The sequence below is a fragment of the Pseudomonas sp. ADAK21 genome (genome assembly GCF_012935735.1).
GTDB lineage: Bacteria > Pseudomonadota > Gammaproteobacteria > Pseudomonadales > Pseudomonadaceae > Aquipseudomonas > Aquipseudomonas proteolytica.
Genome location: NZ_CP052857.1, coordinates 4,987,791 through 5,004,054, shown reverse-complemented (window position 1 = coordinate 5,004,054; position 16,264 = coordinate 4,987,791). Strand labels below are relative to the sequence as shown.

The window sequence follows — 16,264 nt, the reverse complement described above, 5'->3', positions numbered from 1 at the left end:
ACGATTATGGGCGAAAGGCCGCATTAGACAAAATCCTTTGTCGCCGCAGGGCCCAGACGACAACGGTTCTCAACACCCGACACGATCACCCCGGCAGTAGGAAACAGCTATGCTCGGACCATGAATCCGTTCCCAGACTTGCAGGACTTGCCCCGTCAATTACGCCATCCCGAGGTGCGGGACCTGGCGTGGGTGATCCTCGCCCCGCCGATGCTGGAACAGACCCCCTGGCCGCAACGCCACCCCCTGGCCGGCAGCGAGTGGGTGCAGCGGCCTGCGGCTCTGGAGCACTGGCTCAGGCAGCTGGACCAGGACAGCAGCGCCCTGCAGCATTGGCTGAGCCTGGCCCGCACCCGGCGCCTGGGCCTGTATTACGAGCGTCTGTGGCAGTTTGCCGTGCAGCACGCCCCCGGCGTGGAGTTGCTGGCGGCCAACCTGCCGATCCGCCAGGCCGGGCATACCTTGGGTGAGTTGGATATGCTGCTGCGCGACCGTGACGGCGTGCATCACCTGGAACTGGCGATCAAACTCTACCTCGGGCCTCAAAACGGCAGCGGCCAGGACACGGCGCAGTGGCTGGGCCCTGGCTGCCATGATCGACTGGATCGCAAGCTGGCCCACCTCGCCGACCATCAACTGCCCATCTCGGCCAGAGCCGAAAGCCGGGAGGTGCTGGCGGCGCTGGATATACAACAGTTCGATGCCCATCTGTGGCTGGGAGGCTACTTGCTGTACCCCTGGCCCGGCGAGGCTGGGCCTCCCCTTGGCGCCCATCCCCAGCACTTGCGCGGGCGCTGGTTGCATCAGCGTGACTGGTCGGACTTTATCCGCAACAGCCCAGCGGGCCGCTGGCAGCCCCTGCCCCGCCACGCCTGGCTGGCGCCGGCGCATTACCCGGCAGAGGACGTGTGGACGGCAGAACAGATGCAATGCTGGCTCGCCGACCTTGACCCGATGGCGCCAGCGCAGTTGTTGGTGCGGATGATTCAGAATGGCGGGGATTGGGAGGAAGCGGAGCGGCTGTTTCTGGTGGCGGATCTCTGGCCGAATGTGCCGGGGGCGGGCTGATATTCCGATGGTGGATTTGAGGGCCTCATGGCAGCATCGGTATCTACACAATTTTCAGACACTGACGACCTCCCCTGTGGCGAGCGGGCTTGCCCCGCGCTGGGCTGCGAAGCAGCCCCAAAACCAGCCGCTACGGAGTATCAGATACACCGCACTCTGCTTACTGGGGCTGCTTCGCAGCCCAGCGCGGGCGATGCGGCGTTCCGACAAGCCCGCTCGCCACAGGGGAGGTCGTCAGCTTATCGGAACGCCGCACCGCCGCGAAATCGCTAGCCGCAGCGCTACAAACCATCAATATGCCGATAATCCACCTGCAACCCGGCGGCCAGCTCACGGGCCCGACCCAACCTGATCGGGCCGCGTTCAATATCCACCAACAGCCCGGGGCACTCCAACCCGGGCAACTGGCCGATATCTTTCAACCGGCCATCGGTAATCACCAGTAATCGCTGCTGTTCAGCCGGATACCGCTTGCGCCGTGCTACCAGCCAATGCCCGGCCTCGGTCAACGCCGCCAGCAACGGCGTCCCGCCGCCCGCGCCCAGCCCGTCCAACCAACGGCCCAATCCTTTCGCGGCCTTCAAGCCTTGGACCTGCCAGCTCGGCACCTGCCCGCTGGCCGTCAGCAATGCCAACCGCGCCCGTTGCCGATAGGCATCGTCAAACACCTGCGCCAGTAAGCCCTTGGCATCGCTCAACGCCTGATGGCGCCGCGTGGACGCCGAGGCATCGACAATCACCAGCCACAACTCATGGGCCGAGCGGCTGCGCAGGTGGTAGCGCAGGTCTTCACGGGATTGCGGCCGCCCCCCCAGCAAGGTGCCCGGCCAGTTGACCAGGCCCTGCTGCGCGCTGCGCGCCTTACCCTGCCGCCCGCTACTCAATCGCCCGGCCTTGGGGCGGGCATCCACCCCCGTGTCAGGTCGGGGGCGGATGCCTAGGGCTTTTTTGGCCAGGCCGGCACCTCTCGGCGAGCGCCCATGGGCAACGCAGGCGCGGGCATATCGCCCCACTGACCTTGGCCGGGCGCGTTATCTGAAGGCTGGGGCGCCTGGCCCTGCTCGGGCATGCTCGCAGGCGAAGAGTGTTCCTGGCGACGGTGACGCAGGGCAAATTCCGCCACAGCCTCTATATCTTCTTCAGCGATAGCCACGGCACCACGCCACGCGGCATGGGCCCGCGCCCCGCGCAACCACACCAGGTCGGCACGCAGGCCATCGACACCGGCGGCAAAACAGCGCTCGCTAATCTGCGCCAGGGCCTGGTCATCCAGGGCGATGCTGGCCAGGCGCGCACGAGCCTGGGTACAGCGTTCGCGCAGCGCGCCTTGCTGATCGGCCCACTGCGCGCAGAAGGCCGCAGGGTCGCTGTCGAAATCCAGGCGGCGGCGGATGATCTGCCCACGCTCGGCCGGCAGCGTCTGCCCGCTCAGCGCCACATTGAAACCAAAACGATCCAGCAGTTGCGGGCGCAACTCGCCCTCTTCCGGGTTCATCGTACCGATCAGCACAAAACGCGCCGAGTGCCGGTGGGAAATGCCGTCGCGCTCGATCAGGTTGGTGCCGCTGGCAGCGACGTCGAGCAGCAGGTCCACCAGGTGATCGGGCAGCAGGTTGACTTCATCCACATACAACACGCCGCCGTCAGCCTTGGCCAGCACGCCCGGAGAGAACTGCGCACGGCCTTCGGCCAACGCAGCGTCGAGGTCCAGGGTACCCACCAGGCGCTCTTCAGTGGCGCCCAAGGGCAAGGTGACAAACTGCCCGCTGGCCAACAGATCGGCCAAGCCGCGGGCCAGGGTGGACTTGGCCATGCCGCGCGGGCCTTCGATCAGCACGCCGCCAATCTTCGGGTCGATGGCAGCCAGGCACAGCGCAAGCTTCAGGTCGTCGGCGCCGACTACAGCCGACAATGGAAAATGTGGGGTGTCAGTCATACTGATATCTCGATGAATTCTGTAGCGCCCCTGTAGGAGCGAGCTTGCTCGCGAAAATAGTCAACGTTGACGCGAGCCTTGATGAGCGCGTTGCCCTTGGGTTTTTCGCGAGCAAGCTCGCTCCTACATTGAGGCGTGCGCTCTTTTGGCACTGAGCTTCACGGCAAGCACGATCAGCATCAGGTGTCTTCTTCTATGTCCAGCAACAGGTTTTCCAATGCCTCGCGGTACGCCCCCGGCTCCTGCCACATGCCGCGCTGCTGGGCTTCGAGCATGCGTTCGGTCATGTCACGCAGGGCATCGGGGTTGTGCTGTTGCACAAACGCCCGGGTATCGGGGTCGAGCAGGTAGGCATCGGCCAGCAATGCATACTGATGATCGTCGATCAGCGCGGTGGTCGCGTCGAAGGCGAACAGGTTGTCCACCGTTGCCGCCATCTCGAACGCACCTTTATAGCCGTGGCGCTTGACCCCCTCGATCCACTTGGGATTGGCCGCGCGGGAACGGATCACCCGGTTCAGCTCTTCCTTCAGCGTGCGGATTTTCGGCAGGTCCGGCTGGCTATGGTCGCCATGGTAACTCGCGGCCTTGGCCCCACTGAGGGTTTCTACGGCGGCGAGCATGCCACCCTGGAATTGATAGTAGTCATTGGAGTCGAGCAGGTCGTGCTCGCGGTTATCCTGGTTCTGCAGCACTGCCTGAACCTGGCTCAGGCGCTGGGCGAACTGTTCACGAGCGCCAGTGCCTTCATCGGCACCGCCATAGGCGTAGCCACCCCAATTGAGGTAGACCTCAGCCAGGTCTTCGCGGCTTTGCCATAGGCGGCCGTCAATTGCGCCCTGCACACCCGCACCATACGCGCCGGGCTTGGCGCCGAAAATGCGCCAGCCGGCCTGCCTGGCCGCGGCCTCCTCATCCAGCCCAGACTTGAGCAGCGCCTCACGCTCGCTGCGCACTTTGGCTGCCAGCGGGTTCATATCGTCCGGCTCATCCAGCGCCGCAACCGCCTGCACCGCGGCATCGAACAGCCGGATCAGGTTGGCAAACGCATCCCGGAAGAAACCGGACACCCGCAGGGTCACGTCCACTCGCGGGCGGTCGAGCAAGCTGATAGGCAGGATTTCAAAGTCATCGACACGCTGGCTGCCCGTGGCCCACACCGGACGCACGCCCATCAGCGCCATGGCCTGGGCGATATCGTCACCACCCGTACGCATGGTTGCGGTGCCCCACACGGAAAGCCCGAGTTGGCGCAAATGGTCGCCGTGGTCCTGCAGGTGCCGCTCGAGCATCAGGTTCGCGGACTGGAAACCGATCCGCCAGGCGGTGGTGGTCGGCAGATTGCGCACATCGACGGTGAAAAAATTCCGCCCGGTCGGCAGTACATCAAGGCGCCCCCGGCTCGGCGCACCGCTGGGGCCGGCCGGTACGAAACGACCGCCCAGGGCACCCAGCAAGCCGCGCATTTCCGCCGGGCCGCAGGCATCCAGGCGCGGCGCGACGACGATGCGCAGGCTTTCGATCACCGATTTCACGTCTTCCCAGCCCGGCTCCTCAAGCTGTTCGAGCGGCCCTTCCAGCGCCTGTTCGATCAGCCGCGCCGCGTACAACTCCAGGCGCTCGCGGGTGTCACCGGCGGTGCGCCACAACTGGCCGTCGATTTTCTGCAACACCTCGGGGCGGCGCCCGGTCCAGGGCTCTGCCAAGGCACAGTCCAGTGGGTCAAAGCCCAGTTCGAAGGCCTTGGCCAACACGCGCAGCAGGCTCGATTGCGGGCCGCGCCCGTCGCCACGCGGGATGCGCAGCAGGGCCAGCAAGGTGTCGATACGCAGCCGACCTTCGGGCGACTCACCGAAGATATGCAGGCCGTCGCGGATCTGCGACTCCTTCAAATCGCACAGGTAGGTATCCAGGCGCGGCAACCAGACCGCAGCGTCGGCATCGTTATCCAGCTCAAGCTCTTGGTCGATACGGGTTTCGCGCACCAGCTTGAGGATGTCCTTTTGCAGCTCCAGGGCGCGTCTTGGGTCGAGCAATTGCGCTTCGTAATACTCGTCTGCCAACAGCTCCAGGTTGCGCAGCGGGCCATAGGTCTCGGCGCGGGTCAGCGGCGGCATCAAATGGTCGATGATCACGGCCTGGGTGCGCCGCTTGGCCTGGGCCCCCTCGCCCGGGTCGTTGACGATAAACGGGTAGATATTGGGCAACGGCCCCAGCAGCGCATCCGGCCAGCAGTGCTCGGACAGCCCGACGCCTTTGCCCGGCAGCCATTCCAGGTTGCCATGCTTGCCGACGTGGATCACGCCATGGGCGCCGTAGGTGTGGCGCAGCCAGAAATAGAACGCCAAGTAAGCATGGGGCGGCACCAGGTCCGGGTCGTGGTACACCGCACTGGCATCCACCTGGTAACCCCGCGCCGGCTGGATGCCGACAAAGGTCAGGCCCAGGCGCAGGCCGGCGATCATCATGCGCCCGTCGCGACACATCGGATCGTTATGGGGCGTACCCCAACGCTCCAGCACAGCCTGGCGGTTGGCCTCGGGCAAGCGATTGAACATCGCCTGGTAATCGTCCAGGCCCAGGCTTTGGTGGCAGGGCCGCAGGTCGAGACTGTCGAGGTCGTTGGTCACGCCGCCGAGCAGCTCATGGATCAAGGCCGTGCCGCTGTCCGGCAAGGTGGATGGCAGCGGATAACCTTCGGTTTGCAGGGCCCGCAGGATGTTCAAGGCGGCGGCCGGGGTATCCAGGCCAACGCCGTTGCCGATGCGCCCGTCGCGGGTCGGGTAATTGGCCAGAATCAGGGCGATGCGTTTATCTGCATTCGGCACCCGCGCCAGTTCGACCCAGCGCCGCGCCAGTTCGGCCACAAAGTCCATGCGCTCGGGCGCCGCGCGATAGCACACTACGTCCGACTGACTGCGCTCGCTGCGCCAGGCCAGATCCTTGAAGCTGATCGGGCGGCTGATGATGCGCCCGTCCAGCTCCGGCAAGGCGATGTGCATGGCCAGGTCGCGTGGGCCAAGGCCTTGCTCGCTGGCTTCCCAACCGGGTTGGTTGTCTTGGGCGCAGATGGCTTGTATCACCGGGATATTGCGGCGAAACGGGCGCAGATGGGGCGCTTCGGGGCTGGATTGGGCAAAGCCGGTGGTGTTGAGAATCACCGCCGCCTGCACCTCATCAAGCAGATCCTCGACCACCGCCAGGCAGCCCGGCTCTTTCAGGCTGGCCACCGCCATTGGCAACGGGTTGAGGCCCGCAGCCTGCAAGCGCTGGCAGAACACATCGATAAAAGCGGTATTGGCCGCCTGCAAGTGCGAGCGGTAGAACAGCACCGCCGCCACCGGCCATGCAGCGTTCCAGTCTGCTTGCCAGTCATTGAGGCAGGCATTGGCTTTGTGTGGATGATAAATCGCGGTGCGCGGCAGGGTTTGCGGCTCGTCCCAGGTGTAATTGCGCCCCAGGTAGCTGCTGGCCAGGCAGCGATAGAAATCCAGCGCATTCCCCAGCCCACCCTGGCGCAAAAAGTGCCACAGGCGGTCACGCGCCGGCGCATCCACAGTGCTCAGGCCGCTGAGTTCGGGATCGGGACGATCATCCCCCGGCACCAGGATCAGTTGCACGCCCTGCTCGGCCAACTCCACCAGGCGCTGAATACCGTAGCGCCAATAGCCAATGCCACCATGCAGGGATATCAGGATGACTTTGGCGTGGCGCAGCACCTCGTCCACGTACAGGTCCACCGACGCGTGGTTCTGCACCTGCATCGGGTTGGCCAGGCGCAGGCTCGGATAGTCGTCGGGCAGTTGCTGGGCCGCTTCGGCCAGCAGCGCCAGGCTGGAATCACCGCTGCACAGGATCACCAACTCGGCGGGAGTCTGTCCAAGGTCGGCGATATTGTCGTCGGAGACGAAACCGCCGGGCTGGGTCCTGAGCAAGTGCATGGGTTAAACGCTGAGGGCGGCGCGCAGTTGCGCTTCGAGGCCAGCGGCATCCAGATCCTGGCCGATCAGCACCAGGCGCGTGATGCGCGCTTCGTCAGCGCTCCAGGCACGGTCGAAGTGCTTGTCGAAACGCGTGCCCACGCCCTGGATCAGCAACCGCATCGGCTTGTTTGGAATCGCTGCGAAGCCTTTGACACGCAGGATGCCGTGCTGCACCACCAATTGGGTCAAGGCATCGAGCAGCAGTGCTTCGTCAGCCTGTGGCAGGTCGATGGAGATGGAATCAAAAGCATCGTGATCGTGATCGTCTTCACCTTCGTGGTGATGATCGTGATGGCTGTGGCGCCCGTCGATATGCTCCTCGGAGCCGGCACCCAAGCCGATCAACACGTCCAGGGGCAGGCGACCACTGCTGGCTTCGACGATTTTCACCGCTGGAGGCAGCTCTTCGGCGACTTCCAGGCGCACGCGGGCCAGGTCTTCGGCGCTGATCAGGTCGGTTTTGTTGAGGATCACCAGGTCGGCGCTGGCCAGTTGATCGGCAAACAGTTCGTGCAGCGGCGATTCGTGGTCCAGGTTGGGATCCAGTTTGCGCTGGGCGTCGACCTGATCCGGGAAGGCGGCGAAGGTGCCAGCCGCCACAGCGGGGCTGTCGACCACGGTAATCACCGCGTCAACCGTGCAGGCGCTGCGAATTTCCGGCCACTGAAAAGCCTGCACCAGCGGCTTTGGCAGGGCCAGGCCGGATGTTTCGATGAGGATATGGTCCAGATCGCCACGACGCGCGACCAGTTCACGCATCACCGGGAAGAACTCTTCCTGGACGGTGCAGCACAGGCAGCCGTTAGCCAGCTCATACACACGGCCGTTGGCCTCTTCTTCGGTGCAACCGATGGAACACTGCTTGAGGATCTCGCCGTCGATACCCAGCTCACCGAACTCGTTGACGATCACGGCGATACGGCGGCCCTGGGCGTTATCCAGCATATGACGCAGCAAGGTGGTTTTGCCCGAGCCGAGAAAGCCGGTGACGATAGTAACGGGGAGTTTGGCCAGTGTTTTCATTGGATGCCCTTTGGGGCGGGCATACGGGACGACTGGCCCTGCGGCGACGCGCAGGCGCTGGATTCGTCACCGGATCACCCCGCCCGGTTGAAATGGAAAATCGGTTGCGAGGCAGGTCTCCTGGCTTGGGGCTTGCCGGCCTGGTGGCTGGCGCTGGCTGCGCCTTCCCGCCGGATAAAGGCAGTGGCGTGGCAGTCAGATAAACCCTTTACAGTTGCGGGGGCAGCCGCGGCATCGACCGCGTTCCCTTCTTAGCTTCGGCCTGGGCCGAAGAACCTCGAAGGTGCAAGGCTACGCAGTGCGAGAGGACGGGTCAACGTCGGCAAACCCAGATCAATTTTTACCCCACGGCACTCTGAGAAAAAACCTGTATCACTCTGCAGGCCTCGGCGGGGAACAAGTTTGATGGGGGCGCCACACATTTACCGATTCATGCATTTGCAGCCCTGTTGGCATTGCTCACAGGAGTCCATCTGCGGTGAACGCCCTATACAGCAGTGAATTCGAGGATCTGTCATGACACTTTCAATATCGCAGCCCCACAATCTCTACTCTCCGCCGATCGCACCGGGCAACAACCAAGGGGCGGCTGAAGCCAGCGGTAACAGTCGCACAACCCGTGCAACGCCAGAGGAATCACGCCCAACACGTTCTCCCTCGTCCTATAACGACAAGCGTCTGCTGCAAGAGGTAAAGAAGCACTTTAGGGAGTACGCAGCGGGGGCCGATGACAAATACGTCAACTTTAATGAGCTAAAAGAAGCTGCCGGCCACCGTCCAAGCACTAGAACATTTTCTGCCCAAGCATCAGCAGTTGCGGATGAGCTGCTCAAACGCAGTCGTCTACTTAACGAGTTGGATATTGGCGTTGGGTTTACTTGGGATGGACGGGGCTTGAAAGATCAAAGGTTTGATCATGACAACCTTGATCACATGATCGGACGGTTGCCTGACAGGGTCAAATTCAAGTGGCGATCCTAAGGATAAATCTGTTGAAACAAGCACCTATACTCACCAACCACCGGTACGTCTGACGGTACTGCGATCAAAACCTCAGCCAGCGTTCAAGGTGTTTGAGGCACATCCCTCACACATGCTCTCCAGCGCCTTGTTTCGGGTGCCCTTGATTGGGTGAAACGGGAAACCGGTAAGCCGTAGTTGCGGGGGCAGCCACGGCATCGGCCGCGTTCCCTTCTTAGCTTCGACCGGGGCCGAAGAACCTTGAAGGTGCGAGGCTACGCAGTGCCGAAGAGAGGGTCAATGTCGACAAACCGAGATCAATAATTTACACACCGGCCGGGATTAATATTCTGTACGACTCTGCGCGTAGCAGCGAGGAACGGATTTATCGTCGGCGCCACTCATCTATCGACTCGCCCAGTTAAAGCCCTGTCGGCACTGCTACAGGAGCTTATCTGCGGAAAGCATCCAATACCGTAACAAACTTGAGTACACCGGCGTCGCCAGACTGAAACAGGCTATTCACTTATCAGGCGACACCGGCAAAATTTATAACTAACGAGATCAAGAAATGGCAATTACAGCGCCCAGTACGACCCAGCCCCTGCTGCAATCAAATGAATCCCCACAAACATCTGCAGCAGAATTATCAGCCCAGGCTAAACCTTACGAGACTATGACTAACAAAGAACTCGTCGGCCAACTATTGACTCATTCCAAGGCTATTGATCTGTATAAGGAAGACAGGTTCTCAACTCATACCCTAAAGCAATTATCACAAGGGACTCAAGCAAACGGCACAGACGCTACACCGGAGCAGAAGGATCTTGCGAAAGAACTATTGAAACGCCCGGAACTGCTTGACTACCTCGACCTATCTCCCAATGGCGGTGTCGAAGATGGACAGATAACCTGGGACGCCGTCGCAGCCATGGCTGGAGAACCTTCTCGCCTCAGCGATCGGGGACTGTTGATGGAGGCCAAAAGATATCACCAGGAGTTCGATTCAACCGGCAATGGCTACGTGAACTTTAAAGAGTTGAAAGAAGCAGCCGGATTATTACCCAGTGATCGAACGTTTTCCGAGGGGGCACGACAAACTGCCCGCGAACTACTGAAGCGCCCTAGCCTTCTCAAGACGTTGGATATCGGTGTCGGTTTCTTAGGGCTGCCTGGCAAACAAGACGAAAGGTATGATGTCACCAATCTAGACCATACAATCGCTAAGAGCTCACGCACCCATAATCATCCTTTTAGAAGCAAGACGGACTGATATTGACCTTGCCGTGCAGCGAGCAGGGGCGCGAACAGCGGCTTTGCTCACTGCTTTGGATTTCAATTCGTCAGGTGTCCGCGCCTGCGCCACCCTTGATTATGTTGTCCGCGTGGTTGCCGATGATCACGTCATTGCCCGAGCCCAACCAACCATTGCGCGAAGACCCGCTGCAGTTACATATAGGCTCAGAAGATATTTTTGTATTACGGCAACAGATCAATACCTGTTCATGTTTTTTGATATAGATCGGCATGAGTTTTCTCAGCGCGCGCACTCACTCAATTGACGAGATCCCCCTGACCATGCTCTCCTACACATCTTGTTTCAGGTGCCCTTCACAGGGTGAAACGGGAAACCGGTGACCCATGCGTGCATGACAGTCCGGTGCTGCCCCCGCAACGGTAGGCGAGCGAAGTGTCAGATCCACTGTGCCTGTACGGCATGGGAAGGTGATGCTTTTAGGCCCAGAGCCCCTCGCAAGCCCGGAGACCGGCCCGAACAATCAGATAACAAACCCGCGGTGGGCGGGCGCTGTTCAGAACCCTGCGTGCCCGGCTCGCGGGGTTTTCATGCGCTCGTATCACCCTGCCACTCGAAAGGGACGTGCCATGTCGATCATCAGCAGCACCTCACACACCGCCAGCAGCTCCGCCACCTTGAGCCAGCGCCTGACCGCCGCCATTGGCGCGTCGATCCTGGGTGCGTGCCTGGTGTATTTCGCCGGGTTCTCCCATATCGAGGCCGTACACAACGCCGCCCACGATACGCGCCACAGCGCTGCCTTCCCGTGCCATTGAGACCTGCCGCCATGATCAAGCGAATTGCGCAAACCGCAGGTTTCAGCGGCCTGCTGGCCGCCCTGCTGCTGACGCTGCTGCAGAGTTTCTGGGTAGCCCCGCTGATTCTGCAGGCGGAAACCTTCGAAAACGCCCCGGCCGCAACCGAGGTACATGAACACGCCTCAGGTGCCGCAGCCCACAGTCACGACGCCGAGGCCTGGGAACCGGAAGACGGCTGGCAACGCGTGCTGTCCACCACCGGCGGCAACCTGGTGGTCGCTGTCGGTTTTGCGCTGATGCTCGCGGGCCTATATACCCTGCGCGCTCCGACTCGTACTGCCCAGGGCTTGCTCTGGGGCCTGGCCGGCTACGCCACCTTTGTGTTGGCGCCGACCCTGGGCCTGCCACCGGAACTGCCCGGCACCGCAGCGGCAGACCTGGCGCAACGGCAGATCTGGTGGATTGGTACCGCAGCCTCCACGGCTGCCGGCATTGCGCTGATCGTGTTTGGCCGCAATTGGCTGTTGAAGATCCTCGGCGTGGCGATCCTGGCGGTGCCCCATGTGGTTGGCGCGCCACAGCCGGAAGTTCACTCGATGCTGGCTCCCGAAGCACTGGAAGCACAATTCAAGATCGCCTCGCAGTTGACCAACGTCGCGTTCTGGCTGGCGTTGGGGCTGATTAGCGCCTGGTTGTTTCGCCGCAATCGTGACGATCAATACGCCGCATGATTTTGACGGTTGGCCTGGGTTGCCAGCGTGGCTGTGAGGTTGAAGCCTTGCTGGAACTGTTCAACAGTGCGCTGGCCGAGGCCGGTATCGACCCCGGCCAAATCAGCGCATTGGCAAGTATTGCTCACAAGTGCGATGAGCCAGGCATAGTCGCCCTGGCCAACGCGTTGAACCTGCCATTGCAGTGCTTTGATGCACAACAACTGCAGGTCTACGAAGGACGATTGAGCCATAAGTCGGATGTGGTTTTTGCCCATACGGGGTGCTACGGCATCGCCGAAAGTGCCGCTTTGGCATTGGCAGAACAGCTTGCCAAGGCCCCTGCCCGACTGCTGATCACCCGCAAAAAAGCCCCCAGAGCCACGTTTGCATTGGCCTGCGCCGGCTAAAGTCCGATAATTGCCCTTCTCGATCATGAGCCGTACTCATGCGCGCCCGCTTTTGCACAGGATTTTTCCATGACCGTCTTCTTCATCGGCGCTGGCCCCGGCGACCCGGAACTGATTACCGTCAAAGGCCAGCGGCTGATCCGCGATTGCCCGGTAATCATCTACGCTGGCTCCCTGGTGCCGGCTGCCGTGCTTGAGGGGCACCGGGCCGAACAGGTGGTCAACAGCGCCGAACTGAACCTGGAGCAGATCATTGGCTTGATCAAGGCCGCCCATGAAAAAGGCCAGGATGTGGCGCGGGTACATTCTGGTGATCCGAGCCTGTATGGGGCGATTGGCGAGCAGATCCGCCATTTGCGCGAGCTGGGCATCCCCTTCCAGATCATCCCCGGTGTTACCGCAGTCGCCGCTTGTGCCGCGCTGCTGGAGACCGAGTTGACCCTGCCGGATATCGCCCAGAGCGTGATCCTGACTCGCTATGCCGATAAAACCACGATGCCGGCCGGTGAAGCCTTCGCCAGCCTGGCCAGCCATGGCACGACCATGGCGGTGCATTTGGGGGTCAATCATCTGCAGAAAATCGTCGCCGAGTTACTGCCCCATTATGGTGCCGACTGTCCGATTGCCGTGGTGCATCGGGCGACGTGGCCGGATCAGGATTGGGCCATTGGCACCTTGGCAGATATTGTTGAAAAGGTTGCTGCGAAGGGGTTCAGACGGACTGCGCTGATTGTGGTGGGCCGGGTCCTGGCCAGTGATAGCTTCAGCGAATCCTCGCTGTATCGTGCGGGCCATGCCCACCTCTATCGCCCCTGACACCACGCAAGACACTGTGTGGGAGCTGGCTTGCCTGCGATAGCGGTGAAACAGTCGATAGATAAGTCGCCTGGCGCACCGTCATCGCAGGCAAGCCAGCTCCCACAGTTGATTCTCTTTGTTAGATAGCTCGTGTAACTCATTAATTTAAATCAATAAAAAACGGCGCTCACGGGCGCCGTTTTTTTGTTTGCAGCGAACGCCTTAGTAGTAGGCGTTTTCTTTCTGCGTATGGTCGGTCACATCACGTACGCCCTTGAGCTCGGGGATGCGCTCGAGCAACGTACGCTCGATACCTTCACGCAAGGTCACGTCAGCCTGGCCACAGCCCTGGCAGCCGCCACCGAACTTGAGCACGGCGATGCCGTCATCCACCACGTCGATCAGGCTGACCTGGCCGCCATGGCTGGCCAGGCCCGGGTTGATCTCGGTCTGCAGGTAATAATTGATGCGCTCGTTGACCGGGCTGTCGGCATTGACGTTCGGCACCTTGGCGTTGGGGGCCTTGATGGTCAGTTGGCCGCCCATGCGATCAGTGGCGTAGTCGACCACGGCATCGTCAAGGAACGCTTCGCTGAAGGCATCGATGTACGCAGTGAAGCTCTTGAGCCCCAGCGCGGTATCTTCAGGCTTCTCTTCCCCCGGCTTGCAGTAGGCAATGCACGTCTCTGCGTACTGGGTGCCCGGCTGGGTGATGAAGACGCGGATGCCGATGCCCGGGGTGTTCTGCTTGGACAGCAGATCGGCCAGGTAATCGTGGGCGGCGTCGGTAATGGTTATGGCAGTCATGGGAACTCCTCACAGGCTTGCCGGCAGTTTACGCCAATCGCCTCGGCGGCACAAAGTCCTAGTATTTTTGTCAGGCAAATCCACATCTACAGGTTCTCGTAGCGGTTCATATCCAGCACACCCTCTTCCACCGGCGTGGTTTCGTGCAGGTACTGCGACAGATCGTGGAAGTACTCCCAGAACTGCGGGTGACTGCGGCGGATGCCCCAGCGCTCGACAATCCGCTCAAAACGCTTGGTATCCCTGGCCAACTCCATGTCCTCGACGAACTCAGGCACATCCTCGGCCGGCACGTTGAAGATGAAGTTGGGGTAGCTGCTGAGTACGCCTGGGTAGATCGTCAGGGTATCCAGGCCCGGCTGGTAGCGATAGGCCTCGCCCAGCATAAACGCCACGTTGCTGTGGGCACGGTTGCGCAGCAGGCTGTAGACCTCGCGCTTGCCACTGCGGGTCTGGATGCGCAGCAAGGTGGCTTCCGGCAATTGCTCGATCACCTTGAGCCCGGCCGCCGGCCTGGAAGTCAGGCGACTAAGGGTCTGTTCGGCATCGCGCAGTTGCGGATCGATACCGGGACGCGAGCAATAGGCGCTGATACAGCGGTTGATCGGGTCGGGGCTGGCGTTCAAATTGCCATAACGGGCGAGCAACTGGTGGGCAAAGTCGCGTTTCGGGTCCTTTTCATCCAGCTTCAGGCCCGTTGGCTTGTCGTTGTCGATGGCTTCATAGTCCAGCCACAGCTTGACCTTGCCGCTGTTCTGGTACCAGTCATCCAGGTATCCATCGCGCGAATCCGCCGGCATCAAGCGCAGGAAGTTCTGTTCGGCACCATTGCGGATCAGGTCGAAGTACAGGCGGGTCTGGGCTTGGTGCGAGACGTTGCCGAATACGTCGAAATTGACCGCCAACTGGTAATAGGTGCGCTCCAGCAACGGGAAATCGAACAACCACATCGTCTGCGGCACTTCGCCAATCAAGCCCTTGGTCACCGAGGCGCTATCGAAATGGCGGAAGATGCTCAGCAAGGCGTTGTCATTGCCCGCCCACAGGCTCGGCCAGCCAGGCGCCGGTAAGTCAGCGTAGTTGTCGCGGCGCAGGGCCTCGTATTGATTGCGTTTGTCGCGGTAGGCCAGCCACAGGCTCAATACACTGCCCACGTCATCGTTCTGCCCCGGCATGGCAAGCAACGGCGTGGCCTGGCCGCGATAACGGGCATCGGTGATGTACAGGTCGTGGTCCGGATCCTGGAACAGGGTCCAGAAGTTGTCGCGGATCACATCCGTGGCAATCTGCCCCCGGCACACCGGCCCACGGATAAAGGTGCGCACGAAGTATTCGGCGTTATCGAGCATAAACTGATAGCGCGCCTTGGCCGGGATCGCCTCGAAGGTTTCGAACGGGTTGGCCCGACGGCCAGGGCCGTAGCCCGGCAGCGCCATGGCCTGCCAGTCGCCGCTGTAGAACAGCGACTTGATCCGCGCCATCTTCGCCGCGCTGAACGGGTAGGTAATGTGGGTCTTGTGCACGATCACCCCTTGTACCGGCCACAGGCGGTAGTACACCTGGGTGCCCGGGTCGTCATTGGGGCGACGGGTGTTGATCAGGTCGATCGGCTGGCCGCTGGGCGTACGCGAGCGCACCCATTGGAAGTAATGCCCCGGCTCACCGCCTTCGAAATAGATGTGGGCAAGGAACAAATGCTCGAACAACCAGCGCGCCACCAGGCTTTCGCGGGCACCGGGCTGGTTCAGCAAGTTTTCCCATTGCTGCACCTGCAAGGCTTCCTGGGCATTGGGCGCCAGGCCTTGCTCATCAATCGGCGCGCCGGACGCGAGCCAGCGCTGCAAGGTCTGGTATTGCTGGTCGGTCAGCCCAGTGACGGCCAGGGGCATGCCTTCCTTGGGATGCGCGCCTGCGTAGGCGTCGAACTCCCCCGGCAGCGGGCACATGTTCTGGCGGTTCAGGCCCAGCACAATGTCATCGGGCAACTTGGCATTGGGTGCCAAGGGGGTGTTATGGCCCAGTTCCAGCATGCGCGCCATCATCGCAGCCTGGGTGCCCTGGGCATCCAGTACCGAGGCAAAGCCCTGGCGTTGCCAGGCGGCCTTGCCAAAGGCGTCATAAAACAACCGGGTCGGCTGCGACGCCTGGCTGCGCTCGCCGTCATACACCGGCGCCTTGCTTGCGCCGCGTGCCGCGCCTTCGCCACTGCCCAGGTTGAGCTGGCAGGCAGAGTCATAGCAGGCATGGCAAGCCACGCATTTCTCGGTGAAGATCGGTTGAATGTCGCGGGTATAGGAAATCGCCGGGGCGGGTCCGTTGGCCTGTGCGATACAGGCAACCAGCGCCAAGGCGGCGCTGGTAATGAGGCGAAGTGACATGTATCCGGTCCCGATTCAATGCGTGCGCTGAAAAATTGCCGCGATTCTACCGGTGTCGGCACCCCATCAACATGAGCGATATTCATGCAAAACCAGGGCATGCTCTAAAAGCGCACAGGTTTGCTATGATCCACGC

14 protein-coding genes and 2 riboswitches are annotated in these 16,264 nt (G+C 61.5%); of the genes, 7 read left to right on the top strand and 7 right to left on the bottom strand.

What is annotated here, in order from left to right; translation table 11 throughout:
- The first annotated feature begins 120 nt into the window (after window positions 1–120).
- Window positions 121–1,068, top strand: a complete 948-nt coding sequence (locus tag HKK57_RS22635) for a DUF1853 family protein (protein WP_169390809.1) — start codon at window positions 121–123, stop codon at window positions 1,066–1,068.
- 281 nt (window positions 1,069–1,349) lie between these two features.
- Here HKK57_RS22635 and HKK57_RS22630 read toward each other — a convergent pair whose 3' ends face one another.
- From HKK57_RS22630 to cobW, 4 genes are all read right to left on the bottom strand, one after another.
- Window positions 1,350–1,952 (bottom strand): vWA domain-containing protein, encoded by a 603-nt coding sequence (locus HKK57_RS22630; protein WP_032866420.1) that lies wholly within the window; start codon window positions 1,950–1,952, stop codon window positions 1,350–1,352.
- A 53-nt stretch (window positions 1,953–2,005) separates the two neighbouring features.
- Window positions 2,006–3,004 carry an ATP-binding protein gene (locus HKK57_RS22625; RefSeq protein WP_169390808.1) on the bottom strand — a complete coding sequence of 333 codons (999 nt, stop codon included), beginning with the start codon at window positions 3,002–3,004 and terminating at the stop codon, window positions 2,006–2,008.
- A 179-nt stretch (window positions 3,005–3,183) separates the two neighbouring features.
- Window positions 3,184–6,945 (bottom strand): cobaltochelatase subunit CobN, encoded by a 3,762-nt coding sequence (gene cobN, locus HKK57_RS22620; RefSeq protein WP_169390807.1) that lies wholly within the window; start codon window positions 6,943–6,945, stop codon window positions 3,184–3,186.
- 3 nt (window positions 6,946–6,948) lie between these two features.
- Entirely contained in the window at window positions 6,949–8,010 is a 1,062-nt protein-coding gene (cobW, locus tag HKK57_RS22615; RefSeq protein ID WP_029291434.1) for a cobalamin biosynthesis protein CobW, read from the bottom strand.
- Window positions 8,011–8,103: 93 nt separating this feature from the next.
- Window positions 8,104–8,305: riboswitch (cobalamin riboswitch) on the bottom strand.
- Between the two features lie 221 nt (window positions 8,306–8,526).
- On the opposite strand from cobW, the gene HKK57_RS22610 reads away from it, so the two are divergent.
- Window positions 8,527–8,991 (top strand): hypothetical protein, encoded by a 465-nt coding sequence (locus tag HKK57_RS22610; protein WP_169390806.1) that lies wholly within the window; start codon window positions 8,527–8,529, stop codon window positions 8,989–8,991.
- A gap of 550 nt (window positions 8,992–9,541) precedes the next feature.
- Window positions 9,542–10,243, top strand: a complete 702-nt coding sequence (locus HKK57_RS22605; RefSeq protein WP_169390805.1) for a hypothetical protein — start codon at window positions 9,542–9,544, stop codon at window positions 10,241–10,243.
- Window positions 10,244–10,313: 70 nt separating this feature from the next.
- On the opposite strand, the gene HKK57_RS27430 is transcribed toward HKK57_RS22605, so the two are convergent.
- Window positions 10,314–10,499, bottom strand: a complete 186-nt coding sequence (locus HKK57_RS27430) for a hypothetical protein (protein WP_143007536.1) — start codon at window positions 10,497–10,499, stop codon at window positions 10,314–10,316.
- Window positions 10,500–10,555: 56 nt separating this feature from the next.
- Window positions 10,556–10,758: riboswitch (cobalamin riboswitch) on the top strand.
- 96 nt (window positions 10,759–10,854) lie between these two features.
- Between HKK57_RS27430 and HKK57_RS22595 the strand changes: the two genes are divergently transcribed.
- The 4 genes from HKK57_RS22595 to cobM all read left to right on the top strand — a co-directional run bounded on the left by HKK57_RS22595 (window position 10,855) and on the right by cobM (window position 12,961).
- Window positions 10,855–11,043 carry a CbtB domain-containing protein gene (locus HKK57_RS22595; RefSeq protein ID WP_027606475.1) on the top strand — a complete coding sequence of 63 codons (189 nt, stop codon included), beginning with the start codon at window positions 10,855–10,857 and terminating at the stop codon, window positions 11,041–11,043.
- A gap of 11 nt (window positions 11,044–11,054) precedes the next feature.
- A complete protein-coding gene (locus HKK57_RS22590) occupies window positions 11,055–11,756 on the top strand; it encodes a CbtA family protein (RefSeq protein WP_104912446.1) in 702 nt (233 codons plus the stop codon).
- Window positions 11,753–12,145, top strand: coding sequence for a cobalamin biosynthesis protein (locus HKK57_RS22585; protein ID WP_029291422.1), 393 nt, complete (start codon window positions 11,753–11,755; stop codon window positions 12,143–12,145). Before HKK57_RS22590 ends, HKK57_RS22585 begins: the two co-directional genes overlap by 4 nt.
- Window positions 12,146–12,214: 69 nt before the next feature.
- Window positions 12,215–12,961 carry a precorrin-4 C(11)-methyltransferase gene (cobM, locus tag HKK57_RS22580; protein ID WP_169390804.1) on the top strand — a complete coding sequence of 249 codons (747 nt, stop codon included), beginning with the start codon at window positions 12,215–12,217 and terminating at the stop codon, window positions 12,959–12,961.
- Window positions 12,962–13,165: 204 nt separating this feature from the next.
- On the opposite strand, the gene nfuA is transcribed toward cobM, so the two are convergent.
- Both nfuA and HKK57_RS22570 read right to left on the bottom strand, forming a co-directional pair.
- The gene (nfuA, locus tag HKK57_RS22575; protein ID WP_003190728.1) at window positions 13,166–13,750 is read right to left on the bottom strand and encodes a Fe-S biogenesis protein NfuA; all 585 of its coding nucleotides are present in this window, start codon (window positions 13,748–13,750) and stop codon (window positions 13,166–13,168) included.
- An 86-nt stretch (window positions 13,751–13,836) separates the two neighbouring features.
- Window positions 13,837–16,128, bottom strand: coding sequence for a fatty acid cis/trans isomerase (locus HKK57_RS22570; RefSeq protein WP_169390803.1), 2,292 nt, complete (start codon window positions 16,126–16,128; stop codon window positions 13,837–13,839).
- Window positions 16,129–16,264: the final 136 nt, after the last annotated feature.